This is a genomic window from Antarctobacter sp., from assembly GCF_034670325.1.
Classification (GTDB): Bacteria; Pseudomonadota; Alphaproteobacteria; order Rhodobacterales; family Rhodobacteraceae; genus Antarctobacter.
Window position 1 is genome coordinate 256,431 of sequence record NZ_JAXMNR010000001.1, and the last position, 22,412, is coordinate 278,842.

A 22,412-nucleotide genomic window follows, 5' to 3' on the forward strand; every position below is an offset into this window, starting at 1 on the left:
CAACGGCCCCTTGTCAGAAATTCAGCGAAATACCGACGTTCAGCGCGTTGGTCTTGATGTCGGTCTTGAATGTGCCGCCTTGGTCAAAGGTGCCTTCGTTGGTCGAATAGGTGAACTGGTATTCCCCGAAGACCGAGAAGCGATCATTGATCGGATAGCTGGCACCGGCGATCAGGCGCATGGCCGGACCCGTCACCTGAAACCCGAACGTGTCCGAACCGCTGATATGGTCGGCATCGACATGCGGAAAGGCAATCCCCAAACCACCACCGACATAGGGCGTGACCTTGCCCCAGCGTTCCGGCCAGCGGCGCAAGACGTTGGCGGTCAGAACGTTGTGGCCGTCTGAGAATTCCAGCCGGTCGAATCCAAGCGCGGCCTTGGTCGAATCATCGGCATAGGCCTTGGTGTGCGTGTATTCGACACCGAAACCCAATGTCTCACTTCGCCACCATGTTGCACGGGCCCCATAATAAGGCGGCATGGTGAAAGGTTTGCCCTCCCATCCCACCAGTTCGTTGTAAGAGCCGCCTCCGTTCGGCAGATCGCCCGAGATTCGGCTATGGGGCAGCGTTTGCCACCCAGAGTAGACCGAAATCTCCATCTCTGCTGCTACGGGTGCCGCAAGACCGATCAGGATGCCAAGGGAGAGAATCAAACGCCGCATGTCGCCGCCTCTATCATTCGTCAAGAACGACATAATCACTGCGGTGGGGCGGTTTCAACCGCGACAGATGCGCGCGAGAATTGAGTGTGAGGCTTTTGCATCCTTTACCACTCAGAAGCACCCCGCTAGATACCGTGCCTGAGCGGGGTCCGGAGTCTGTCGAGGCTCCGGATTCATGGGTTTACCGCGGGCCGCCGGCCCCACAGCAATGGAGCGAACCTCGTGTCCCACGCAGAAGACCACGAAGGCACCAGAAGAGATTTCCTCTACTACGCCGCCGGCGGCGCCGGAGTCGTCACAACAGCCGCAGCCGTATGGCCTCTGGTCAACCAGATGAACCCCTCGGCTGACGTGCGCGCACTGTCGACCATCCGGGTCGATGTGTCGGGCGTTGCCCCCGGCACGCAACTTACCGTCAAATGGCTGGGCAAGCCGGTTTTCATCCGCCACCGCACCGGGGCCGAGATTCAGGAAGCCCAGGCTCAGGAAGAGGCTTTTGCCGCTGGCCAGAACGTTGTCGACACGAATGCGCGCAACGCCAACCTCGCCGACGCCAATGCGCCCGCGACGGACGCCAACCGAACTCTCCCTTCGCCCGAGGGCGAAGCGCCGCAAGCGTGGCTGGTGCAGATGGGTGTCTGTACGCACCTTGGCTGCGTTCCGCTGGGGGATGCCGGTGACTTTGGCGGCTGGTTCTGCCCTTGCCACGGGTCGCACTACGATCTGGCGGGCCGCATCCGCAAAGGCCCCGCCCCCGAAAACCTGCCTGTCCCGCCCGCCGAATGGGTCGACGACAGCACGATCCTGCTGGGTTAAGGAGCTAGAACATGGCTGGAATTCCGCACGACCATTATGAGCCCAAGACCGGCGTAGAAAAGTGGCTGCATAGCCGCCTGCCGATCGTGGGTCTTCTTTACGACACGATCATGATCCCCACGCCGAAGAACCTCAACTGGATGTGGATCTGGGGCATTGTCCTGACCTTCTGTCTGGTGCTGCAAATCGCCACCGGGGTCATTCTGGCGATGCATTACACGCCGCATGTCGACATGGCGTTTGCCTCGATCGAACACATCATGCGTGACGTGAACGGCGGGCACTTTATCCGTTACCTGCACATGAACGGCGCATCGCTGTTCTTTGTCGCTGTCTATGCCCACATCTTCCGCGGCCTCTACTACGGATCGTACAAGGCCCCGCGTGAAGTGACGTGGATCATCGGCATGCTGATCTACCTGTGCATGATGGGCACCGGGTTCCTTGGCTACGTTCTGCCATGGGGCCAGATGTCCTTCTGGGGCGCGACCGTGATCACCGGCCTGTTCGGTGCGATCCCGCTGATCGGTGAACCGATCCAGACCTGGCTGCTGGGTGGACCGGCGGTGGACAACGCCACGCTGAACCGCTTCTTCTCGCTGCACTATCTGCTGCCCTTCGTGATCGCCGCTCTGGTGGCCGTTCACATCTGGGCCTTCCACACCACGGGCAACAACAACCCGACAGGTGTCGAAGTGCGCCGCACATCGAAGGCCGATGCAGAGAAGGACACCGTTCCGTTTTGGCCCTACTACGTGATCAAGGACCTGTTCGCACTTGGCCTGATCATGGCCGTCTTCTTTGCCATCGTCGGCTTCATGCCGAACTACCTTGGCCACCCCGACAACTACATCGAGGCGAACCCGCTTTCGACGCCCGCGCACATCGTGCCGGAATGGTACTTCCTGCCGTTCTACGCAATTCTGCGCGCATTCACCTCTGACGTCTGGCTGGTGCAATTCGCCTCCTTCGTCACGGGCGGTATCATCGACGCCAAGTTCTTTGGCGTGCTGGCGATGTTCGGCGCAATCCTCGTCATGGCGCTGGTGCCTTGGCTTGACACCTCTTCGGTCCGTTCGGGCAAATACCGCCCGATGTTCAAGTGGTGGTTCGGCCTGCTGGTGATCGATTTCTTTGCGCTGATGTGGCTGGGCGCCATGCCTGCCGAGGAACCCTATGCCAGCTTCTCGCTGATCGCCTCGGCCTACTGGTTCGCCTATTTCCTGATCATCCTGCCGCTGTTGGGTGTGATCGAAAAACCACTGGCACAGCCCGACACAATCGAGGCCGACTTCGACGCGCACTATCCGCCGAAGGACGCGGCAAAGGGCATATCTGCCCCGACCCCGGCCGAATAAGACAGGAAGGACCGTAAGAGATGTTCAAGAAACTTACCCTCGCGGCCTTCGTGGCCCTCGGCCTGACTGGCGGCGCACATGCCGCCGGCGGCGAGGCCCATGTCGAGGACTTCGCGTTCTCGTTCGAAGGCCCCTTCGGCACTTGGGACCAGAACCAGCTGCAACGCGGCCTCAAGGTCTACACAGAGGTTTGCTCTGCCTGTCACGGGCTGCGCTACGTCCCGCTGCGCGACCTCAAGGCGCTGGGCTACAGCGAAGAGCAGGTCATCGCCTATTCCGCCAACTTCGAGGTGTTCGACGAAGAGCTTGACGACTTCCGTCCGGCGATCCCAACCGACCACTTCCCGGCGGTGACCTCGGTCGGTGCGCCCGACCTGTCCATGATGGCCAAGGCACGCGCAGGGTTCCACGGGCCATATGGCCTTGGCATCAACCAGATGTTCAAGGGCATGGGCGGTCCGGAATACATCGCCTCGCTGCTGACCGGCTACACTGGCGAAGAAAAGGAAGAAGCGGGTTCCATCCTCTATGAGAACCACGCCTTCCCCGGTGGCTGGATCTCGATGGCCCCGCCGCTGTATGGCGAGGACGTCGATTTTGACGATGGTCACTCCAACGACCTGCACCATGAGGCGCAAGACCTTGCCGCCTTTCTGATGTGGACCGCAGAGCCCAAGTTGATGGCCCGCCGGGAAGCCGGCTTTATCGGTGTGTTCTTTCTGGTCGTGCTGACCGCGCTTCTCTACCTGGTCAACAAGCGCCTCTGGGCCCCGATCAAGCGCAAGCCGACGGCCTGATCGCACCTCCGGTAACATGACAAAGCCCCGCCAAACTGGCGGGGCTTTTCTTTTTGGACCATGTAGGGCGGGGTTTACCCCGCCGCGCCAATGTAGTCGCGAAACGCCTTGGGCGGATCACCAAAGAACCTGTCGGTCGCAACCGGTGGATGAACCCGCCCATCCGCCACCAAGACCACCTCATCGGCAAAGCCTTCGGCATCTCGCGGATCATGGGTGACCATCACCACCAGCGCGGCCAGGCTTTCACCGACTTCGCGCACCAGTTCCAGCATCTCGCGTTTCAACGCCGGTCCAAGCGCGGAAAATGGTTCGTCCAGCAGAATCACCGGCCGTGCCATCAGCAGAACCCGCGCCAAGGCCGCGCGCCCCTGCTGCCCTCCCGACAGCGTGCCGGGTTTGCGGTCAGCCATGCCCTCTAGCCCCACACGGCCCAACGCGCCGTCGATGCGTGCACGCGCTTCAGCGTCCGGTCGACGGCCGTCGGGGTGCAGGGCAAGGCACAGGTTCCGCGCCAGCGTGAGGTGCGGGAAAAGGTTGCTGTCCTGAAACAGGATCGAGATCGGGCGTGCCTCGGGGCGCTCATGCGTCAGGTCGCGCCCCTGCCAGAGAATACGTCCGCCAGTCGTCTCACGAAAGCCCGCGATGGCGTCCAGCAATGTCGACTTGCCCGCGCCGGACGGTCCCAACAAAGCCACTTGCCTGCCGGGGGCCAGCATCAGACCCGCTTCCAACGCGCCCTTGTCCATCGGCACCCGCAGATCTTCAAGTCGCAGCATTCACGCGTCCCCCTCGGTCAAACAGCCAAAATAGCCCAAGGCTGAGCATCAATAGCAACAAGGCCGCCCCCGCCGCCGCTTCCATCTGGTATGATCCCATCAGCCGGTAAACCTGCAACGGCAAGGTTGCCCTGTCCGGGTCGGCAAACAGCGCAATCACACCGAGATCGCCCATCGCCAGCGCCGCCGTCAGCCCTGCGGCAAAGCCCATGGGGCGCCGCAGGCGCGGCATCCAGACCAGCCGCAGCCACGCCAGCGGCGTCATGCGCAGGGTGGCGCGCAGGCGGCCATAGTCACGCTCTACTGCCTCCGCCTCTGGCCGCAAGATGCGCAAGGCAAAGGGCAGCGCCATCAGCGCGTTGACCAAGCCAGTCACCGGCAATGCCATGTCAAACGGGTTCACAAAGGGCCGCACGATCAGAAACAGACCCGTGCCCAGCACCAGCGGCGAAATCGCAATCGCGGGCAAGGCCAGCAACTCTCCTCGGCGCGACGCCAAAGGCAGCGCCCAGGCCATGCACAGCGCGGTCGATCCCAGCGCCACCACCAAGGAATGCCCCGCCGCGCGCAGTGTATCGGGGCCGAGCAGCAATAGCCCCGGCAGACCGCGCAAGACGGCTGTTCCCAAAGGCACCAACAGAAACAGCGCTGCGGCCAGTATCCACCCTGCATCCCAGAGGCGCGGCAATACCCCCTGTCCATCCCAGCGCGGCACCTGACGATCACGTCCGGCACCAAAGCCGCTTTGCCCCGCCACGCGCAACGCCACCAGCCCCGCAGCCAGCGCCAACACAAGTTGCAGAATGGCCAGAGCCGCAGCGCGCCCAAGGTCAAATTCAAACCGCATCGCCTGATAGATCGCCAGTTCCACCGTTGTCGCCCGCGGACCGCCGCCCAAAGTCAACGCCACGGCAAAGCTCGTCAGGCAGATCACAAAGATGACCGTAAACGCCCCCGGCAAGACCCGCGCAATCAGTGGACCGTCGATCACCCGCCACTGCGCCCGCCCCCCCAGCCCCAGAGAGGCTGCCAGCCGGAAATGCTCTGCCGGGACTGCCTGCCACGCGGAAAACAACATCCGCACCGCGAGCGGCAGGTTGAAAAAGACATGGGCCAGCACGACCCCGTGCAATCCGTAGATATCCAGACGTGGCAGGCCCATCGCGGCGAAAACGCCGTTGACCAGCCCCGCCTGCCCAAAGACCGCGATCAGCCCCATGACCGCCACGATCACCGGCAGAATGAACGGCGCGCCCAGCAGCGTCACCAACAGCCCGCGCCCGGCAAAGCGCCGTCGCGCCAAACCTTTGGCCACCGGCACCGCCAGCGCCACGCTGAACGTGGCCGACAACAAGGCTTGCCAGAGTGTAAAGCGCACCGCCTGCCAGTCGCCCGGGCCAAGGGCCCCCAAGCCCCCGGCCCGCGCCAGCACCACGGCCACCGGCCCCAACGTCAGGAACGCCAGGGCCAGCGCCGCGCTTAACGCGAGAGCGCGCGCCGCCATGCCTCGATGGCCTCTGCGCGCAGCTCTGCTGCTTCGTCCTCGGAATAGAAAAGCACGTTCTCCGGCAGGTCCAGCTTTTGGAACCCTTCCGGCCACTTGTCCTGCGACAATGCCGCCGGGATCGACCAGTTGCCCGTGGCAATCATGCCTTGGAAATCTTCGCTCAGGATGAAGGACATGAACTGATCCGCAAGTTCCGGCTGATCGGTTCCAGTCAGCTTTGCCGCCAGTTCCACCATGAAATAGTGACCTTCGGGGAAGATGGCCGCCTTCTTGGTCTCATCCCCCTCGGCGATGATGTGATAGGCGGGCGAGGTGGTGTAGCTGAGCACCATGTCAGCCTCACCATCGGTGAACATGCCATAGCTTTCCGACCAGCCTTTGGTTGCCGTGACGATCTTCGGGGCCAATTTGTCCCATGCGGCCTCAGCCTCATCGCCATAGACCGCCTGCACCCAAAGCACGAGCGCGAGGCCGGAAATCGAAGAGCGCGGGTCCTGAATCACCAGCCGCAAGTCATCCGACGCGTTCAGCAGGGCCTCAAAACTGTCTGGCGGGGTCTGCACGCGGGTCGTGTCGTAGACAAACGCCGTGTGGCCGTAATTGAACGGCAGGAACACCTCATCCGTCCACTCCAGCGGCAAGGTCAGCGGCGACAGGTCAACGCCGTGCGGCGCGAACAGACCGGAGTCACGCGCCTTTTGCGTGACATCGGTGTTCAGCCCGATCACCACGTCCGCCTCTGTTCGGTCGCCCTCCAACAGGATGCGTGGCAGCAGGTCGCCGGGTTTGAACTGTAGGTCGCAGGCGCAACGCGCCTCGAACAGTTCCTCGATCTTTGGGCCCGGGCCCCATTCGGAAACAAAATAGTCGGGCGCGTAGACTGTCAGAACAGGCGTCTCGGCCATGGCAATGCCAGCGCTGAGACATCCCGCGGCAACAGTGAAGGTCAGTGATCGCATAGGATCCTCCAAAATTGCGGCGCGAGGGCAAGTTTGGAGTCTGTCGAAGTGACCCATCCCCTTCCCTCCGCCGGTGTTAACCGGTTCAGGTTCAACGGGTTCATCCGATTACGGACATCTCAGACGGCTCATCAACCGACACCCCGAGGTGAGGCGGAACCTAGCCCCCCTGCGTGGGAACATCAAGAAACTCCGTGACTTTTTCGCGGTATTATGATACCACTTATGCATACAGAAATTTCAGGAGAAAGGAGGCGCCCTTGGGGGAACGCGTATACTGATTTTATGTCTTGAGCTGACTTGTATCTGGCTCATCTACATTTGTTTTGGTTGGTTGGCGGCCTTTGAAATTCCGCTCTGGTTGTCCACCTTTTTCGTGATCGCAGTCGACCGCGCCACCAGCGCAGTGGGTGATTTCGCCCGACGGCGGCGGGATTCACTCGAATAGTCTTGGCTTTGGCTTCCAGCTTGCGTATTTCGCCCGAAATAAGGGAGACGCGCCATGAGCCTGAACACATTCGGACATCTCTTTCGTGTCACAACATGGGGTGAAAGCCACGGACCGGCATTGGGTGCGACAGTGGACGGCTGCCCGCCCGGGATCGAGATTACAGAGGCGCAGTTGCAGCACTGGCTCGACATGCGCAAACCCGGTCAGAACAAATACACCACACAGCGGCGTGAGCCTGATGCGGTGCGGATACTCTCGGGCGTCTTTGAGGGCCGCACCACCGGCACCCCGGTCCAACTGATGATCGAGAACACCGATCAGCGGTCGAAGGACTACTCTGAGATCGCGCAGAAATTCCGCCCGGGACATGCCGACATAACCTATTTCCAGAAATACGGGTTGCGTGACTATCGCGGCGGCGGCCGATCCTCTGCCCGTGAAACCGCCGCGCGGGTTGCTGCTGGTGGGTTGGCGAGGGCGGCATTGGCTGCACTCGTTCCGGGAATGGAACTGCGCGGATACATGGTGCAGATGGGGCCGCGCAAAGCAGATCGAGCGCGTTTTGACGACGCGCAGATCGACGCCAACCCCTTTTGGTGCCCCGACCCGCAAGCGGCGGAAGACTGGGCCGAATACCTCGACACTTTGCGCAAGTCAGGCGAAAGCGTGGGCGCAATCATCGAGGTGGTGGCGCGCGGGCTGCCCGCCGGGTTGGGTGCGCCAGTCTATGGCAAGCTGGATACCGATCTGGCTGCCGCGATGATGTCGATCAACGCGGTCAAAGGAGTCGAGATTGGCGATGGCATGGCCACCGCCACCCTGACAGGCACCGAGAATGCCGATGAGATCACCATGGGAGAAAATGGTCCGATCTACAGTTCAAACCATGCGGGCGGTATTCTGGGCGGCATTTCGACCGGACAGGATGTCGTCGTTCGGTTTGCCGTCAAACCGACATCTTCGATCCTGACGCCGCGCAAAACGATAACGGTCGACGGCAAGAACACAGAGATCGTCACCAAAGGTCGCCACGATCCATGTGTTGGCATCCGTGCCGTGCCGGTCGGAGAGGCCATGATGGCATGTGTTCTTCTGGATCACTTGCTGTTGCATCGTGGCCAGATCGGCGATGCTGGTGGGCGGATTGGCGATTACAGCGACGTTTGAGTGACGTCGACAAGGATCAGAAATCTTCCCATTGGCCTTTGTCACCAACCGCCTTGCGTCGGATCGGCGCAATGTCTCGCGGTTCAAAATCATCCACGCTTTCCGGGTCGACGATCAGCTGAACTGGCTCAGGGTCCATGGATTGGGTCGACCAGTCGCCGTGGACCAGCGTTCCGACATCCGCCGTTAGGAAACGGTCGTCCGGCTCTGTCGGCTCGGCTTCCGACACAGGGTCAACAGCGTCCTCTGAGGTTTCGACCTCCCAAGACCCGGTCTTGTCCACTGTCTCGGAGGAGGAAAAACGCGCCAGAACCTCGGACAAGCGCGAGGCTTCGACCCGCAACTCTTGGCTGGCCGCGTTGGTCTGGCTGACCATTGCGGCATTCTGTTGGGTCACCTTGTCCAGTTCGCCCACACCGACGTTGATCTCACGCACTCCGCTGGCCTGATCCCTCGCCGACGTCGCGATGTCCGAAACCATCACAGAGACCTCGGTCACGCTTTCGACGATATGGTTCAACGTCTCGCTGGTTTCCTGCACCAACTTCTCGCCATCCTCAACCTGCTGCGTGCTGTTCAGCACCAGTTCCTTGATCTCGCTGGCGGATTCGGACGCCCGTTGCGCAAGGCTGCGCACTTCTGACGCGACCACCGAGAAGCCCTTGCCGGATTCGCCTGCACGCGCCGCTTCGACCCCGGCGTTGAGCGCCAGCAGGTTGGTCTGAAACGCGATATCGTCAATCACGGTGATGATCTGGGAAATCTGCTCGGACGACTTGGCGATGGATCCCATTGCTCCCAAGGCGCGTGCCATAACCTCGCCACCCCGTTCGGCACGCCCTCGGCCTTCGACTACCTTTGATTCGACGTCCTGCGCCCGCTCTGACGCCGACTGTACACTGGCCGACAATTCGTCCAGGGCCGCCGCCGATTCCTCCAAAGTGGCTGCCTGCACTTCGGAGCGGCGTGACATCTCATCGGACATGGTCGACAATTCGTTGGCATTGCCTTTTACCGCATCGGCGCTCTGTCTCAGAGAGGCGACCAGCCCCTCGAGAGACTCTGCGAGACCGTTGAAATCGGTGCAGAGCGTCACATAGTTCTCGCCCAGATCTTGCCAGTCCTGACCTTCCATGCGGCTGTCCAGAATGCCGTTGCTCAACTGGCTCATTGCCGAACCGAAGGTCTGGAACAATTCCACCCGTCGGCTGTTTTCTTCAGCTGAACGCTTTTCGGCGGTATCGGCAGCGACCAGTTTACCGCGCAGCTCCTCAAGCTTGCGCGAAATCATACCGACTTCGTCGGCGCGCTCTGTATCGGAAAACTCGAACTCATAGTCATGGTCCGCCAACCGCGCGACCGCATCGCGCGCCCGACGGATAGGCAAGGACAAAGACCGGCCAAAGATAAAGGCGAAGATCAACGCAACCGCCACAACCAGCACGTTGCCGACAAGTTGCTGGACGTCAGCGGCCGTGGCCACACGGATCGCGTCTTCTTCGAGCGCGGAAACGACTTTTGCCAAGTTCTCCGTTTTTGTTTCAAGCTCGGCGCGCGTTTCTTCGAGCACGGGCAGGATCGATTTGTAGGCAAAAGCCTTGCGATCAAAGAGCGTCAGACCTGCCAGCGTTTCAATTTCTGCATCCAATGCCGCCAAATTTGTCGAAAGGTCCGCCAGAACGGCAGCCGTATCGCCTGAGGTGTTCGCAAACACATCCGGAACTGTGCCAAGGTGTTCACGAAGCGCCTTCATCGACATGCGCAACTTATCGATTTGCTGATCGTCTCCGGTCACGAAAAGCATCATCGCCAGTTCTGCATTCTGCGTTTGTCGGGTGATCTCTCCCAACAGTTCGCTCTGCAAAAAGACGGTCGATGTCTGGTGCAGCTTGCCAGTCAATTCGGATTTCACCGACCAGGAAATGACCGACAGGACCAGAAGTATCGCGATAAAGGCCGATGCCAACAGCATCACCTGAAATCGAATCGTGAACCTGCCCATGAATTGCCCTCGCGTCTTGATGCCGGGCACGCAAAATCCCGGCTCTTTGGACCGGGTTTAGCGGCAGGACGGTAAACAAAGCTTTCCAACCCGCGCTTTTTGTCGCGATCAATTCTTGATAGTTTTACCTTCTGCCGACGGTATCTTGGCCAGCTGGACGGCAAGGATGCCTGCCGCGATCACCGCAACGCCCAGCAGGTCGAGCGGTCGCAGGGCCTCTCCCAAAAGAACGGCAGCAATCGCCACCCCAAGGAAGGGATTGAGAAAATGAAAGGTCGCGGCCCGCACCGTGCCGATCCGGTTGACCAGCAACACCCAGACGAATGTCGCCGCCAGTCCCGGCACCAGCGTGGTGTACAGAAACGCCGCGACCAACGACATGGACCAGTCGATCTCAATCGTCTCCAACGCCAATGCGGGCACCCAGAGAACGGCGCTGCCCACCAGCATCTGCAATCCCACCACCATCATGAAATTGCCGCCTGAAGTCGCCCCATGCAGAGACAGCGTCGCCACCGTCAGCGCCACGACGCCGATCACGCACAGCATCACGCCAAACAGGTCCAGCCCACCGCCAAATCGCGCGCCCATGATGATGGCCACGCCGATCACACCGGCGACTAGACCAACCAGCGCCATCGGTTTCAGCCGCTCGCCCAGCAACAGCCAGCCGGTCAGCGCCACCAGAAGCGGCATGGTCGAGGCGATGATCGCGGCCAACGAGGCCTCGATTGTCTGCATCGCCACGAAATTGAGCCCAAGGTACAGCGCGTTCTGACAGATGCCGAAAATGATCGTCGCGCGCCACTGCGACCGAGTCAGCCGCCAGCTTTGCCCCAGCATCCAGGCAATCCCGACTGCCAGCAGCCCAGAAAGAAGGAACCGCAGCGCCAGCGCCGACAGCGGCGGTGCGGCGGCAACGATGATACGGGCAGAGGTGAAGGCCGAGGACCACATCACCGCAAAGGCGAGGCCCATCAAAATCGCGCGAATATCCATGGCCCAAGGCTTAGGGCGTTTCACAGACCTCCGAAAGCCCCATCGTCACAGCGATTGACTGCCATGCGACACGCTCAGGTCTGGGTCGGGGTCGGCAGGTGACCGGTCTTGATGAAGATAAGGCATCCTTCGTCGGAAAAGGGTGCATGTTGCGACCGATCAGGGCTCCGCAGCCAGGTTCCCGCAGGGTAACGCCCGTTTTCGTCCTGAAGGACGCCGTCGATCACATACACCTCTTCGCCGCCCACGTGACCGTGCGTTTCCAGCCGGGTTCCGGGGTCGAAACGCACCAGCCGAACCACCTCTGATCCATGTCTGTGCAGCGGTAGGACGCTGATGCCGTCCACAGCCCCCGGTTGGAACTTTGCGCTGCGCGTGTCGATCACCACCTGCTCGGTATCCGCCTCGTCGAATTGACACAGCTTGACCAAGATCACCGCGCCCTCCGGCCCGATATGTGGCGTATGCGCGGTCCCGATCGGATTGCGGACATAAGTCCCTGCCGGATAATCGGCATGTTCATCCGAAAACACCCCGTCAAGAACAAGGAACTCTTCTCCGCCACCGTGAGTGTGCCGGTCGAACGCGCTGTCCGGTGCAAATTTCACGATGGTCGTCGCCCGCGCGACCTCATCGCCGATCCGGTCCAGCATCATCCGCGCGACTCCGTTCGCCGGTGATGGTCGCCATTGGTAGTCTTCAGGCCGGATCACAACCGGCTGCGAAAATTCGGCATTCAGTTCCATCTGGCACCTTCCTTGCAGTTCCCCCTTATCTAGGCCCCCATCCCCACGCAGACCAGCCCGCACCTCCGCCAAGAAAAATGCCCCGCCTGCCAAAGGGCAAGCGGGGCCAGTTCGAGCCGCGAGTATGTGCGCGGCATCGGCGGTGTTCGATAAAATTTTCAGATGGACGCGACGCCCTAGCGTTCACTCATCTCAGAGCGGATCTGCTGGCGCAGCACGTCGATGGGGACGGTCTTGCCGTCGCGTTTGAAACACCAGTAGGTCCAGCCATTGCACGAAGGCGCCCCTTCAAGCTGGGCACCAACCTGATGGATCGACCCCTTGACGTCATTGCCGACCAGCGTCCCGTCTGCGCGCACCTTGGCCTTGTGACGGCCATTCATGCTCCACAGTTCCTCTCCCGGGCGCAGCATCCCACGCTCGACCAACTGGCCAAAGGGCACGCGTGGTTCGGCTCGTTTCGAGGTGCTGACCTCCAGCGCCGCCTTGTCAAAGGCCCGCACCTTGGCGATCCGCTTTTCCGCGACCTCGCGATAGGCGTCCTCTCGTTCGATCCCGATCCAGTCGCGGCCCAGCATCTTGGCTACGGCACCCGTCGTGCCGGTGCCAAAGAAGGGGTCCAGAACCACGTCACCGGGCTTGGTCGAGCCGACCAGCACACGGTGCAGCAGCGAGGTCGGCTTTTGCGTCGGATGTGCCTTGTCGCCGTTTTCATCCTTCAGCCGCTCGCCGCCATTGCAGATCGGCAGCACCCAGTCGCTGCGCATCTGGATGCCTTCGTTCAGGGCCTTCAGTGCCTCGTAGTTGAAGGTGTACTTTGCCCCCTCCCCTTTGGACGCCCAGATCATCGTTTCATGCGCGTTGGTGAACCGCTTGCCCCGGAAGTTCGGCATCGGGTTCGCCTTGCGCCAGACCACATCGTTCAGGATCCAATAGCCCGCGTCCTGCAACGCAGCCCCGACCCGAAAGATGTTGTGATAGGAGCCGATTACCCAGATCGCCCCGTCGGGCTTGAGCAATCGGCGCGCCGCTGCGAGCCAGTCTTGGGTAAACTTGTCGTAGGCGGCAAAACTCGAAAACTGGTCCCAGTGGTCGTCGACCGCGTCCACCTGAGAGTTGTCCGGACGATGCAGCGTGCCCTTGAGCTGCAGGTTGTAGGGCGGATCGGCAAATATCAGGTCAACCGACGCCTCCGGAAGACTGTTCATCACATCGATGCAGTCCCCCGCCAGAATCGTGTTGAGAGGGAGCGCATTCGCGCTCGTCACCTTGGTCATCTTCGTCATTCTCTGCCTCTGTCCCCGGCGCGTTTTCGCGCTCATTGGTTAAGCAAAAGATGAGTCAAAGGTGATTCGCGGTCAATTCTAATTTTGAATCAGTCACTTGAGTTTTTCGCTTGCCACAAGATATCGCGCACCGGAGCAAAGGAACGTCTATGCAAAGGGGTCACCCCCAAATCTCGGAGTGCAGATTTGTGACACTTCGTCGGGTAGCCCGCGTTTGTTTCCCAGCCGTATCCGGGAAACCGTGTTGCGGCCTCTTTCATGACATTATCCCGCCAGTTTTTCGCCACAATTGAGGCCGCGGCAATGGACGGCGACACACCGTCACCGCCGACCACGGGCGTCGCCGGACAGGGTAATCCTGTTGGCAGGCGGTTGCCGTCGATCAACAGATGGTCGGGCGTGACGGGCAAATCTGCCACGGCGCGACGCATCGCCAACAGGCTCGCCTGCAGGATGTTGATCTCATCGATCTCTTCGACGCTGGCCACACCCAGCCCGACCAGCGCGCTCTGCCGCAGCAGCGGCGCCAGATGATCGCGCCTTTTGGCTGTCAGTTTCTTGGAGTCGTTCAGGCCGTCGGGCAAGGACTCGAGGTTGAGCACCACGGCAGCGGCGACCACGGGTCCGGCCAGCGGTCCACGCCCCACCTCATCCACCCCGGCCACGCAGGCACAGCCGCGCGCCCAGAGCGCCTCTTCCAGATGCAGTGTCAGGGCCATGCTTCGGTTCACCAAGACTGGCAGGCGGCGTTCAGGGCCATGGCGGTCAGCCTGCCATACGCCGCACCGCGCCCACGCGCAGCGACAGCGCCCCCGCGCCGACAATGGCCAGCACCACCAGTGCAATCCATCCCAGTACCGGGATCAGGCTGAACAGCCCAGCCACCAAGGCCCCAAGGAACGCCGCCGCGACACGATCAAACCGAGGATTTGGCAGGTTCGGGACATAGCTCAACGCCCAATTGCCAAGCGCATAGACCCCGACAAACAAGCCAGCCCCGCCCAAGGCAAAAGCCGCCAGCCAGAAGAACGGCGTCAGCAGCGCGCCGACCATCGTCAGCGCAACGAGGACGCCCCCCCCCGTCAGAACCGACAGCGCAAGGAAACCAACGCCGCCAAGGCGCAACGGACGCGCGGCCACTTGGTCCCCCATATTCGCCATCCGAACGGGCATGAGCAGCGCAGCGGCTGCCGTGATCAGGCCAACCACCAATACCCAGATCACAAAATCAGACAGCTTTTCGCCAAAGCTTTGTTTCGGTGGGCCAGCGGGATGCTGAAACGCCCCGCTGACGCGTTTATAAGTCAACTCGACCCGAGTCAGCCGGTCCGCCGCGACCACTGCTTCGGGGATCACGGTGGCACCGATCTCTTCTTCGTAGAGCGTCAACGTGCCGTCTATCCGCGCCTCCGGCCCAAATGTCAGTTCCCGCGCAGAGATCACCGCGTCGCCCGCGACTGCGCCGTTCAACTCAACGATTTCCCCATTGGCAATCAGGCTTTCGCCGACCGCGCCGTTCAAAATAACCTCAGAGCCAAAGGTGCGCAGATCCCCCGCAATCGCTGCGTTCACCGAAATACTGTACGCGGCCAGCGCGGCATCACCGGAAATCGGCGCACCTATCCGGACCCGCTGACCCGCAGCATAAAGACTGCCTCCCAGTTCGGCGTCCACATCGACCCAGCGCCCGACCATATGCGCCGTCCCGGTCACGGGCGCGGCCAGTTGCACCCGCTGGCCCGCCAAAAAGGCATCGTCGCGCCCCGGCGCGCTCATGCGGACGGTGGCCCCTGCCTCGTAGACGTCATTGCCGAACATGGCCTGCTCTGTCTCGTCCTGTGCCATGGCCGGAACGGCCAGCATCAGGCCCAGCATCACCAGACATCTCTTCAACATAGGCTGAACTCCCCTGCTTTACGCGGCCCGATTCTAGCGGCAGATCGTGTCAGCCGCCTTGCGCTGCCTTAAAGCGCGGGTCGCGGGCCGGTCTCAACCCCTTTTGGGTTCGACCTGCGCGGCTTCACTCTCAAGAAACGCCGTGATCAGGGTCAGCACGGCCTCTTCTTCGGATACTTTGCGGGAGCCAATCCACATTTCAAGCCGCGCACGCTCTTCGCAGCTCAATTGCACAAGGATCGGGCGCCGGTCTCCGGGGGGCACGGTTTTGGTCCAGCGCGTCCCGGCATCCAGAGCGCGCCTCAGGGTCTGCCTCACAAGATAGGCCAGCGGAACATGCGCGTTGGACTGGCGCACCAGCCCCTTTCGCAGCGATTCGGGCAGGCCCAGGACCAACGCTTTTCTCGGGTCACGACGACTCATGGCGATCCTCGTTTTCGGGTTCGCCGACCTTAGCAGATTGCCCGGTGGCGGCGAGACCTCATCTCGTGAAAGTTGTTAGTGACGCAAACATTGCACGCGCCTCTCATGCCTCTTTCCGACATGCCCAAAGCAAGGTACTACGCGTGCGTTCGGTCTGGTCGCGAAGGTACGCATGTCCCACATTACATACCTATTCGTCTACGGAACGTTGATGACCGCCGCCGACCACCCAATCGGCAACAAACTCAGACAAAGCTCTGATCTCATCGGGCTGGGTTGGATTCGCGCGTGCCTCTATCACATCCAAGACCCGGAAGAACCTGGCAATCGCTATCCCGGTGCCGTGCCATCAGGCTATGACCACGATCGTGTCCACGGTGAGGTATACGCACTGCACGATGACGCCGCGGGCTTGATTGCCGCCTTCGACATCTATGAGGCCTGCGATCCCTCGCGCCCGGAACCGCACGAATTCATGCGCCGCCGGGTTCCCGTCACGCTCGAAGACAATCGCGTGGTTGAGGCCATTTCATATTTCTATGCCTGGGACCTGTCGCGCGCGACGCAGGTGCCATCAGGCCGGTTCAACCGCCACGTTCCCAAGGCCAGCTAAAGCGGCGCATAGGCCGCGAGGTTGGTGATCCGCTTTATGCGCGGCGGTGCCCCATCGCGCGCCTGTCTAAGGCTGCCTAAACCGACCGCTGAATCCCCTCAAACGAACAAAGGCGCCCAAGGGCGCCTTTGTGAAATTTATCGGGCGATGTCGGGGGACAAACGCCCCCCGGTATCCCGCTTCGCAGGGCGAAGCGTGATTACATCATGCCGCCCATGCCGCCCATGTCGGGCATGCCGCCACCGGCGCCTGCGCCTTCTTTGGCGGGCTTGTCGGCAACCATCGCTTCGGTGGTGACCAGCAGGCCAGCAACCGAGGCCGCGTCTTCCAGAGCGGTGCGGACAACCTTGGCCGGGTCGATCACGCCGAACTTGAACATGTCGCCATATTCATCGGTCTGCGCGTTGTAACCGAACTTGGGGTCATTCGACTCGCGGATCTTGCCAGCCACAACCGAACCGTCGACACCGGCGTTCTCGGCGATCTGGCGCAGAGGTGCTTCCAGAGCCTTGCGAACGATGGTGATGCCTGCGTTCTGATCGCTGTTGGCACCGGTCAGGCCTTCGAGAACCTTGGCACCCTGAACCAGAGCAACACCGCCACCAACGACGATACCTTCCTGAACGGCTGCGCGAGTCGCGTTCAGAGCGTCGTCAACACGGTCTTTACGCTCTTTCACTTCGACTTCGGTCATGCCGCCGACGCGGATGACGGCAACGCCACCGGCCAGCTTGGCAACACGTTCCTGCAGCTTTTCACGGTCGTAGTCCGAAGTGGTTTCTTCGATCTGGGTACGGATCTGGGAAACGCGTGCTTCGATCTCGGCCTTTTCGCCTGCGCCGTCGACGATGGTGGTCTCGTCCTTGGTGATCGAGACTTTCTTGGCGGTGCCAAGCATGTCCATGGTCACCGACTCCAGCTTCATGCCGAGGTCTTCGGAGATCACCTGACCGCCGGTCAGGATCGCGATGTCCTGCAGCATCGCCTTGCGACGATCGCCAAAGCCCGGTGCCTTGACGGCTGCAATCTTCAGGCCGCCGCGCAGCTTGTTGACCACGAGGGTCGCCAGCGCTTCGCCTTCGACGTCTTCAGCAATGATCAGCAGCGGCTTTTGCGACTGGATGACCTGCTCAAGCAGCGGAACCATCGGCTGCAGCGACGAGAGCTTCTTCTCGTGCAGCAGGATCATGCAGTCTTCGAGGTCTGCAATCATCTTGTCAGGGTTGGTCACGAAGTAGGGCGACAGGTAGCCACGGTCGAACTGCATACCTTCGACAACATCGGTCTCGGTCTCGAGGCCTTTGTTTTCTTCGACGGTGATAACACCCTCGTTGCCGACTTTCTGCATCGCGTCAGCGATCTGACGACCGATTTCAGCTTCGCCGTTGGCGGAGATGGTGCCAACCTGAGCGACTTCGTCCGAGTTTTCGACCTTGCGGGCTGCGTCTTTGATCGACTGCACGACTTTCGAGGTCGCGAGGTCGATGCCGCGCTTGAGGTCCATCGGGTTCATGCCAGCGGCAACGGCCTTGAGGCCTTCTTTGACGATGGCTTGGGCCAGAACGGTCGCGGTGGTGGTGCCGTCGCCGGCCTCATCATTGGTGCGGGAAGCAACTTCCTTCACCATCTGCGCGCCCATGTTCTCGAACTTGTCTTCCAGTTCGATTTCTTTAGCGACAGAAACGCCGTCTTTGGTGATGCGCGGTGCGCCGAACGACTTGTCCAGGATCACGTTGCGGCCTTTGGGGCCGAGGGTCACCTTCACCGCGTCTGCAAGGATGTTAACACCCTTCAGCATCTTGTTGCGGGCGTCGGTGTCGAATTTCACGTCTTTTGCGGACATCTAATCTTCTCCTAATAGACAGACTGGAACCTATGACGGACGCATTCATTGCGCTCCGTCGATCACGACTGGCGTTCAGGCAGCGGCTGCTGCTGCTTCGTCAGTGATGATCCCGAGGATGTCGCTTTCCTTCATGATCAGCAGCTCTTCGCCGCCGACATTGACTTCGGTGCCGGACCACTTGCCGAAAAGGACTTTGTCGCCCTCTTTGACGGCCATCTCGATCAGCTCGCCGCTGTCCTTACGTGCGCCTTCGCCACACGAGACAACCACGCCTTCAGCCGGCTTTTCTTTGGCGCTGTCGGGAATGATCAGCCCACCAGCAGTCTTTTCGTCACCTTCTACGCGACGGACAAGCACGCGGTCATGAAGCGGTTTGAATGCCATCTTCGAGTCTCCTAGCTCAAAGTTTCTCCTATGCCCCCTCGTCGTATGAGCGGGGGCGTTAGCACTCACCGTAGTCGAGTGCTAACGACGTCTAGCTAAGGATGAGTCCAAGTTCTGTCAACATGGAGACCGCGAAAATTTGGCGCGCTTGCCGCGACGGACGTGGGCCAAGGGGCAGGGTGGCCCGGCACCCCTGTCACCTAAGACCGCGATTGCCCTTTGACCACCCCCACCTCCGATCAGACCGCGCCAAACCGCCCCTCTCCTGATCCGAGAAAAGACCGAAGACGACTCGCCTCGAATCGCCATTTGCGAAAAGCTGCGGTGAATTGAGAAACACATTGCCGCAAGGATTGCCCATGACCCGCTTGACGAGATGCCTCCGTTCTCTCGCGCTTTGCCCCGCTGTTCTGCTGGCTCTAGCGCCCTTTGCCGAGGCCCAGACCACATTCCTCACCCTTTCGGACGTGCATTACGGCGTCGGGGCAGAGGAGCACGTCTGGGGCCACAGCCATGAGACCAGCAAAGCACTCTGGGACAAGGCCCAGACCAAGGCCCGCGCCCTGCGCGACAGCGAATCCGCAGCCTTCACGCTTTATCTGGGGGACATGCCCGCCCACAATCAGGCCGACGCAGCCCGCAAGCTAGAGTTCACCACTGTCCTGTCCGGGCTGGCCGCGATCGCGGGCGATACGCACCGGCTCTACTTTTTGCCCGGCAACAATGACAGCCTTGACCGCGACTACTGCGCCTTCGACAGCGGCAATCAGGTGCCCTTTGTCGCGGACGACAACTATGACCCCACCAAGAGCGGCCCGCCCACCAATCAATGGCCGACCCTGCGCGCCGGCGACACACTGATCGACGCCAGCCATATCGACCACGGTTATTATTCGGCCCATCCGCTTTTGCCCGACACCGGCCTGCGGCTGATCGCCTTGAACACAGTCATGTTCACCGACGACTACGGCACCGGGTTCAACTGGGACAAATGCGAGAATGCCCTTACCATCACAGAAATCGAAACCCGGATTGCCACCCAGCTAGAATGGCTCGCCGCGCAACTGGCAGAGGCCGAGGCCGCCGGTGAAAAGGTCATTCTGGCGATGCACGTCCCGCCCGGCATCGACGGCTATGGCGGGGGCCAGATGTGGACCGACGCCCGAGGCTTTCAGGACACCAGTTACACTGGTGACGATCCATTGTTTCAGGCGGCCAGCGCGGCGGGCGACTATACCATCGAAAATGTGTTCCTTGCCCTGACGGCCCGCCATTCCAAAACGATATCGGCTATGCTGACCGCCCATACCCATCTGGACGACCTGCGCCTGCTGACCTCATGTCAGGGCGACGCGGCCGGGATCGCCTACGGCGTGCCGGGCATCACCACCGATCACGGAAACAACCCCGCCATGAAGGTCTTTGGGTTTGATTCCAACTTTGCGCTGAGCAAAGCCACAACCTATTACGCAACCGAATACACCGCGCCCAAATATGATTGGCACGACGACACCCATTACGGGTTCGGTGACACCTACTGTCCAACTGGAAAGGATTGTAGCGGCAATCTCCTTGCCGAGGTTATCGGGGCATGGGACGGGGACACCGGAGGGATCGCCAAACGCATGCTGAAGGTCCTGCGCACCGGGCGTGGCAGCGTCAGCGGCCACTATTACGCTGCCGCGCTGGCCGCAGCGCCCAACTGCACGATGCCCTGAACCGTCTTAAAAGACCCGCAGGCAACGATATATTTAAAGGCGGTACGTGCCGGTATTCGGGCCATTCTTCCGGGATGGCTCGACAAGCATTGCAACTACCCTCGAAGCTGCTCTAGGTTCCCACCGACACCCCCACATAGAGCGTTTCATGCCCTCACCGATCGCTGCGCCACTGCGCCATGCGCCTCCGCCGTCGAGTTCCGACAACCTGCGCGGCATCGTCCTGATGGCGCTAGGTTTCTTTTCCTTTGCGGCCTGCGACGTGCAGGCCAAGGTCCTGACCGAAACGTTGCACCCGGTGCAGGTCGTCTGGTTCCGGCAGATCGGGCTTGCTCTGGGTGTGGTCGTCCTGCTGGCGTTGCGCGGGCCGTCCATACTGCGCTCAAAATTACCGGTCTTGCAGATTACGCGCGGGTTGTTGGCGGTCTGTTCGGCGATCTGCTTTATCATCTCAGTCAGTTACGTGCCGCTGGCCGATGCCGTGGCCGTGACTTTTATCGCACCATTTGTTGTCACCGTGCTGGGGGCTTTCGTCCTGCGTGAACCTGTCGGCATCCGCCGTTGGGTCGCCGTCGGCATCGGTTTTGTCGGGATGCTGATCGTGATCCGACCGGGAATGGGCGTGTTGCATCCGGCCATTGGCTTTACCATCGTCGCTGCCTGCTTTTTTGCGTTGCGACAAGTCTTGTCTCGCAGCCTCAGCGGGGCGGATCCGGTCATCACCACCGTTACCTATACCTCTCTGACCTCTATCTTCGTGGTCAGCCTTGCCTTGCCGTTTGTCTGGACGACGCCGCAGGACGCCTCTCTCTGGCTTGTCGTGGTTGGCCTTGCCGCCACGGCCGCGCTGGGTGAGGTGCTGGTGATCCGGGCATTGGACATCGCGCAGGCCGTTGTGCTTGCCCCGATCCATTATTCGATGATCCTCTGGGGCACCTTCTATGGCTACGTCGTGTTCTCGGACCTGCCTGACAGCTGGACGCTGGTCGGCTGCGCCATCATCGTTGCCTCTGGCCTGTATACCCTCCACCGCGAACGACTGGCCGCCAGAAAGCAGCGCACAACTTGACGCAAGGGCACCATGCGGCGCAGGCTTGAAGGATCGTTGCAGGAAAGCCCACACCATGACAGTCACCTCCCCCGAACCGGCCTTGCGTGACTATGTTGATGAACTCACGGACTCGCGCCGCTGGGCGGTCTTCCAACCGCGCGAAGGCGATATCGTCGTGTCGACCCCACCAAAAAGCGGCACCACATGGACACAAGGCATCCTTGCGATGCTGATCGCCGCTGACCCTCTGGTCGATGCGCAAACCTCGATGAAATCGCCTTGGATCGACATTTCATTCCGCGACATCACCGAAGTCATGGGCCGACTGGACGCGCAGGACCACCGCCGACAGGTCAAGACGCACACCCCCTTTGACGGCATCCCTTTTTGGCCGCAACTGCGCTATATCACCGTCTATCGGCACCCCATCGACGTGCATCTTTCCTATCGCAAGCACGTCGCCAACATGTCCTTCGACTTTGCTACCGGGTTTTACCCTGACGATCTCTCCGAAGGGTTCCGGTTCTTCCTCGAAGGCGATCACATTGACGCTGTCAGCCTTGACTCGATTCTGACGCATTACCGCGAAACCCTGGCCCGCGAACCCCGAGAGAACATTCTGCGCCTGCATTACGCGGACATGATCCGCGACCTGCCCAGCGCGGTCTCCCGTATCGCCAATCACGTCGGAATAGACCTCCCGGAGGCATTGACGAGCGCGATCACCCATGCGGCCACTTTCGACAGCATGAAGGCGAACGCTCACCGTTTCACCCCCTCCGCCGGACAAGAGTTCTGGCGCAGCGACGCCGAGTTCTTCAACACCGCCACGTCGAACAAATGGGAAGGCAAGCTGACGCCCGACGACCTTGCCGCCTATGATGCGCGCCTTGCCGCCGCGCTGTCGGCAGAGGACCGGCGCTGGCTGGAATGGGGCAACGCCTGAG

General features: G+C 61.0%; 21 protein-coding genes and 1 riboswitch. Of the genes, 8 read left to right on the forward strand and 13 right to left on the reverse strand.

Features of this window, described 5'->3' with window-relative positions:
- Nucleotides 1-13: 13 nt before the first annotated feature.
- On the reverse strand, nt 14-667 hold the full coding sequence (locus tag VOI21_RS01310) for a lipid A oxidase (protein ID WP_323766921.1): 654 nt from the start codon (nt 665-667) through the stop codon (nt 14-16).
- 222 nt (nt 668-889) lie between these two features.
- Here VOI21_RS01310 and petA point away from each other — a divergent pair, with 222 nt between their 5' ends.
- From petA to VOI21_RS01325, 3 genes are read left to right on the forward strand one after another with little or no spacing between them, the layout of a single operon-like run.
- A complete protein-coding gene (gene petA, locus VOI21_RS01315; RefSeq protein ID WP_323766923.1) occupies nt 890-1,483 on the forward strand; it encodes a ubiquinol-cytochrome c reductase iron-sulfur subunit in 594 nt (197 codons plus the stop codon).
- A gap of 11 nt (nt 1,484-1,494) precedes the next feature.
- Nucleotides 1,495-2,841 carry a cytochrome b gene (gene petB, locus VOI21_RS01320; protein ID WP_323766925.1) on the forward strand — a complete coding sequence of 449 codons (1,347 nt, stop codon included), beginning with the start codon at nt 1,495-1,497 and terminating at the stop codon, nt 2,839-2,841.
- Between the two features lie 20 nt (nt 2,842-2,861).
- On the forward strand, nt 2,862-3,638 hold the full coding sequence (locus VOI21_RS01325; protein ID WP_323766927.1) for a cytochrome c1: 777 nt from the start codon (nt 2,862-2,864) through the stop codon (nt 3,636-3,638).
- Between the two features lie 74 nt (nt 3,639-3,712).
- Here VOI21_RS01325 and VOI21_RS01330 read toward each other — a convergent pair whose 3' ends face one another.
- The 3 genes from VOI21_RS01330 to thiB are packed head-to-tail and all read right to left on the reverse strand — an operon-like array spanning nt 3,713 to nt 6,883.
- Nucleotides 3,713-4,417 (reverse strand): ATP-binding cassette domain-containing protein, encoded by a 705-nt coding sequence (locus VOI21_RS01330; protein WP_416358944.1) that lies wholly within the window; start codon nt 4,415-4,417, stop codon nt 3,713-3,715.
- Nucleotides 4,404-5,921 (reverse strand): thiamine/thiamine pyrophosphate ABC transporter permease ThiP, encoded by a 1,518-nt coding sequence (locus tag VOI21_RS01335; RefSeq protein ID WP_323766929.1) that lies wholly within the window; start codon nt 5,919-5,921, stop codon nt 4,404-4,406. Before VOI21_RS01335 ends, VOI21_RS01330 begins: the two co-directional genes overlap by 14 nt.
- The gene (gene thiB, locus VOI21_RS01340; protein ID WP_323766931.1) at nt 5,897-6,883 is read right to left on the reverse strand and encodes a thiamine ABC transporter substrate binding subunit; all 987 of its coding nucleotides are present in this window, start codon (nt 6,881-6,883) and stop codon (nt 5,897-5,899) included. The genes VOI21_RS01335 and thiB overlap by 25 nt, the downstream gene beginning before the upstream one ends.
- 45 nt (nt 6,884-6,928) lie before the next feature.
- A riboswitch (TPP riboswitch) is annotated at nt 6,929-7,039 on the reverse strand.
- Between the two features lie 346 nt (nt 7,040-7,385).
- Here thiB and aroC point away from each other — a divergent pair.
- The gene (gene aroC, locus VOI21_RS01345; RefSeq protein WP_323766933.1) at nt 7,386-8,501 is read left to right on the forward strand and encodes a chorismate synthase; all 1,116 of its coding nucleotides are present in this window, start codon (nt 7,386-7,388) and stop codon (nt 8,499-8,501) included.
- Nucleotides 8,502-8,517: 16 nt separating this feature from the next.
- Here aroC and VOI21_RS01350 read toward each other — a convergent pair whose 3' ends face one another.
- The 7 genes from VOI21_RS01350 to VOI21_RS01380 form a co-directional block, all read right to left on the reverse strand.
- Entirely contained in the window at nt 8,518-10,503 is a 1,986-nt protein-coding gene (locus VOI21_RS01350; RefSeq protein ID WP_323766935.1) for a methyl-accepting chemotaxis protein, read from the reverse strand.
- A 108-nt stretch (nt 10,504-10,611) separates the two neighbouring features.
- Nucleotides 10,612-11,502, reverse strand: a complete 891-nt coding sequence (locus tag VOI21_RS01355; RefSeq protein WP_323768394.1) for a DMT family transporter — start codon at nt 11,500-11,502, stop codon at nt 10,612-10,614.
- Between the two features lie 74 nt (nt 11,503-11,576).
- The gene (locus tag VOI21_RS01360; RefSeq protein ID WP_323766937.1) at nt 11,577-12,248 is read right to left on the reverse strand and encodes a cupin domain-containing protein; all 672 of its coding nucleotides are present in this window, start codon (nt 12,246-12,248) and stop codon (nt 11,577-11,579) included.
- A 176-nt stretch (nt 12,249-12,424) separates the two neighbouring features.
- The gene (locus VOI21_RS01365; protein ID WP_323766939.1) at nt 12,425-13,534 is read right to left on the reverse strand and encodes a site-specific DNA-methyltransferase; all 1,110 of its coding nucleotides are present in this window, start codon (nt 13,532-13,534) and stop codon (nt 12,425-12,427) included.
- Between the two features lie 89 nt (nt 13,535-13,623).
- Nucleotides 13,624-14,253, reverse strand: a complete 630-nt coding sequence (locus tag VOI21_RS01370) for a ribonuclease HII (RefSeq protein ID WP_323766941.1) — start codon at nt 14,251-14,253, stop codon at nt 13,624-13,626.
- Between the two features lie 46 nt (nt 14,254-14,299).
- Nucleotides 14,300-15,430, reverse strand: coding sequence for a hypothetical protein (locus VOI21_RS01375; RefSeq protein ID WP_323766943.1), 1,131 nt, complete (start codon nt 15,428-15,430; stop codon nt 14,300-14,302).
- A gap of 93 nt (nt 15,431-15,523) precedes the next feature.
- A complete protein-coding gene (locus tag VOI21_RS01380) occupies nt 15,524-15,853 on the reverse strand; it encodes a hypothetical protein (RefSeq protein ID WP_323766945.1) in 330 nt (109 codons plus the stop codon).
- Nucleotides 15,854-16,025: 172 nt separating this feature from the next.
- Here VOI21_RS01380 and VOI21_RS01385 point away from each other — a divergent pair, with 172 nt between their 5' ends.
- Nucleotides 16,026-16,466, forward strand: a complete 441-nt coding sequence (locus VOI21_RS01385; RefSeq protein WP_323766947.1) for a gamma-glutamylcyclotransferase family protein — start codon at nt 16,026-16,028, stop codon at nt 16,464-16,466.
- 199 nt (nt 16,467-16,665) lie between these two features.
- Here VOI21_RS01385 and groL read toward each other — a convergent pair whose 3' ends face one another.
- Complete coding sequence (gene groL, locus VOI21_RS01390) at nt 16,666-18,309, reverse strand: chaperonin GroEL (RefSeq protein ID WP_323766949.1); 1,644 nt, start codon at nt 18,307-18,309, stop codon at nt 16,666-16,668.
- A gap of 75 nt (nt 18,310-18,384) precedes the next feature.
- Complete coding sequence (locus tag VOI21_RS01395) at nt 18,385-18,696, reverse strand: co-chaperone GroES (RefSeq protein ID WP_323766951.1); 312 nt, start codon at nt 18,694-18,696, stop codon at nt 18,385-18,387.
- Between the two features lie 359 nt (nt 18,697-19,055).
- Between VOI21_RS01395 and VOI21_RS01400 the strand changes: the two genes are divergently transcribed.
- From VOI21_RS01400 to VOI21_RS01410, 3 genes are all read left to right on the forward strand, one after another.
- Nucleotides 19,056-20,414 (forward strand): hypothetical protein, encoded by a 1,359-nt coding sequence (locus VOI21_RS01400; protein WP_323766953.1) that lies wholly within the window; start codon nt 19,056-19,058, stop codon nt 20,412-20,414.
- Nucleotides 20,415-20,562: 148 nt separating this feature from the next.
- Nucleotides 20,563-21,483, forward strand: a complete 921-nt coding sequence (locus VOI21_RS01405) for a DMT family transporter (RefSeq protein WP_323766955.1) — start codon at nt 20,563-20,565, stop codon at nt 21,481-21,483.
- A gap of 55 nt (nt 21,484-21,538) precedes the next feature.
- The gene (locus tag VOI21_RS01410) at nt 21,539-22,411 is read left to right on the forward strand and encodes a sulfotransferase domain-containing protein (RefSeq protein WP_323766957.1); all 873 of its coding nucleotides are present in this window, start codon (nt 21,539-21,541) and stop codon (nt 22,409-22,411) included.
- Nucleotide 22,412: the final 1 nt, after the last annotated feature.

Coding starts and splice junctions, on each gene's coding strand:
- VOI21_RS01310 (WP_323766921.1), bottom strand. CDS start 667: ATGCGGCGTTTGATTCTCTCCCTTGGCATCCTGATCGGTCTTGCGGCA.
- petB (WP_323766925.1), top strand. CDS start 1,495: ATGGCTGGAATTCCGCACGACCATTATGAGCCCAAGACCGGCGTAGAA.
- VOI21_RS01325 (WP_323766927.1), top strand. CDS start 2,862: ATGTTCAAGAAACTTACCCTCGCGGCCTTCGTGGCCCTCGGCCTGACT.
- VOI21_RS01330 (WP_416358944.1), bottom strand. CDS start 4,417: ATGCTGCGACTTGAAGATCTGCGGGTGCCGATGGACAAGGGCGCGTTG.
- VOI21_RS01335 (WP_323766929.1), bottom strand. CDS start 5,921: ATGGCGGCGCGCGCTCTCGCGTTAAGCGCGGCGCTGGCCCTGGCGTTC.
- thiB (WP_323766931.1), bottom strand. CDS start 6,883: ATGCGATCACTGACCTTCACTGTTGCCGCGGGATGTCTCAGCGCTGGC.
- aroC (WP_323766933.1), top strand. CDS start 7,386: ATGAGCCTGAACACATTCGGACATCTCTTTCGTGTCACAACATGGGGT.
- VOI21_RS01350 (WP_323766935.1), bottom strand. CDS start 10,503: ATGGGCAGGTTCACGATTCGATTTCAGGTGATGCTGTTGGCATCGGCC.
- VOI21_RS01355 (WP_323768394.1), bottom strand. CDS start 11,502: ATGGATATTCGCGCGATTTTGATGGGCCTCGCCTTTGCGGTGATGTGG.
- VOI21_RS01360 (WP_323766937.1), bottom strand. CDS start 12,248: ATGGAACTGAATGCCGAATTTTCGCAGCCGGTTGTGATCCGGCCTGAA.
- VOI21_RS01365 (WP_323766939.1), bottom strand. CDS start 13,534: ATGACGAAGATGACCAAGGTGACGAGCGCGAATGCGCTCCCTCTCAAC.
- VOI21_RS01370 (WP_323766941.1), bottom strand. CDS start 14,253: ATGGCCCTGACACTGCATCTGGAAGAGGCGCTCTGGGCGCGCGGCTGT.
- VOI21_RS01375 (WP_323766943.1), bottom strand. CDS start 15,430: ATGTTGAAGAGATGTCTGGTGATGCTGGGCCTGATGCTGGCCGTTCCG.
- VOI21_RS01380 (WP_323766945.1), bottom strand. CDS start 15,853: ATGAGTCGTCGTGACCCGAGAAAAGCGTTGGTCCTGGGCCTGCCCGAA.
- VOI21_RS01385 (WP_323766947.1), top strand. CDS start 16,026: ATGTCCCACATTACATACCTATTCGTCTACGGAACGTTGATGACCGCC.
- groL (WP_323766949.1), bottom strand. CDS start 18,309: ATGTCCGCAAAAGACGTGAAATTCGACACCGACGCCCGCAACAAGATG.
- VOI21_RS01395 (WP_323766951.1), bottom strand. CDS start 18,696: ATGGCATTCAAACCGCTTCATGACCGCGTGCTTGTCCGTCGCGTAGAA.
- VOI21_RS01400 (WP_323766953.1), top strand. CDS start 19,056: ATGACCCGCTTGACGAGATGCCTCCGTTCTCTCGCGCTTTGCCCCGCT.
- VOI21_RS01405 (WP_323766955.1), top strand. CDS start 20,563: ATGCCCTCACCGATCGCTGCGCCACTGCGCCATGCGCCTCCGCCGTCG.
- VOI21_RS01410 (WP_323766957.1), top strand. CDS start 21,539: ATGACAGTCACCTCCCCCGAACCGGCCTTGCGTGACTATGTTGATGAA.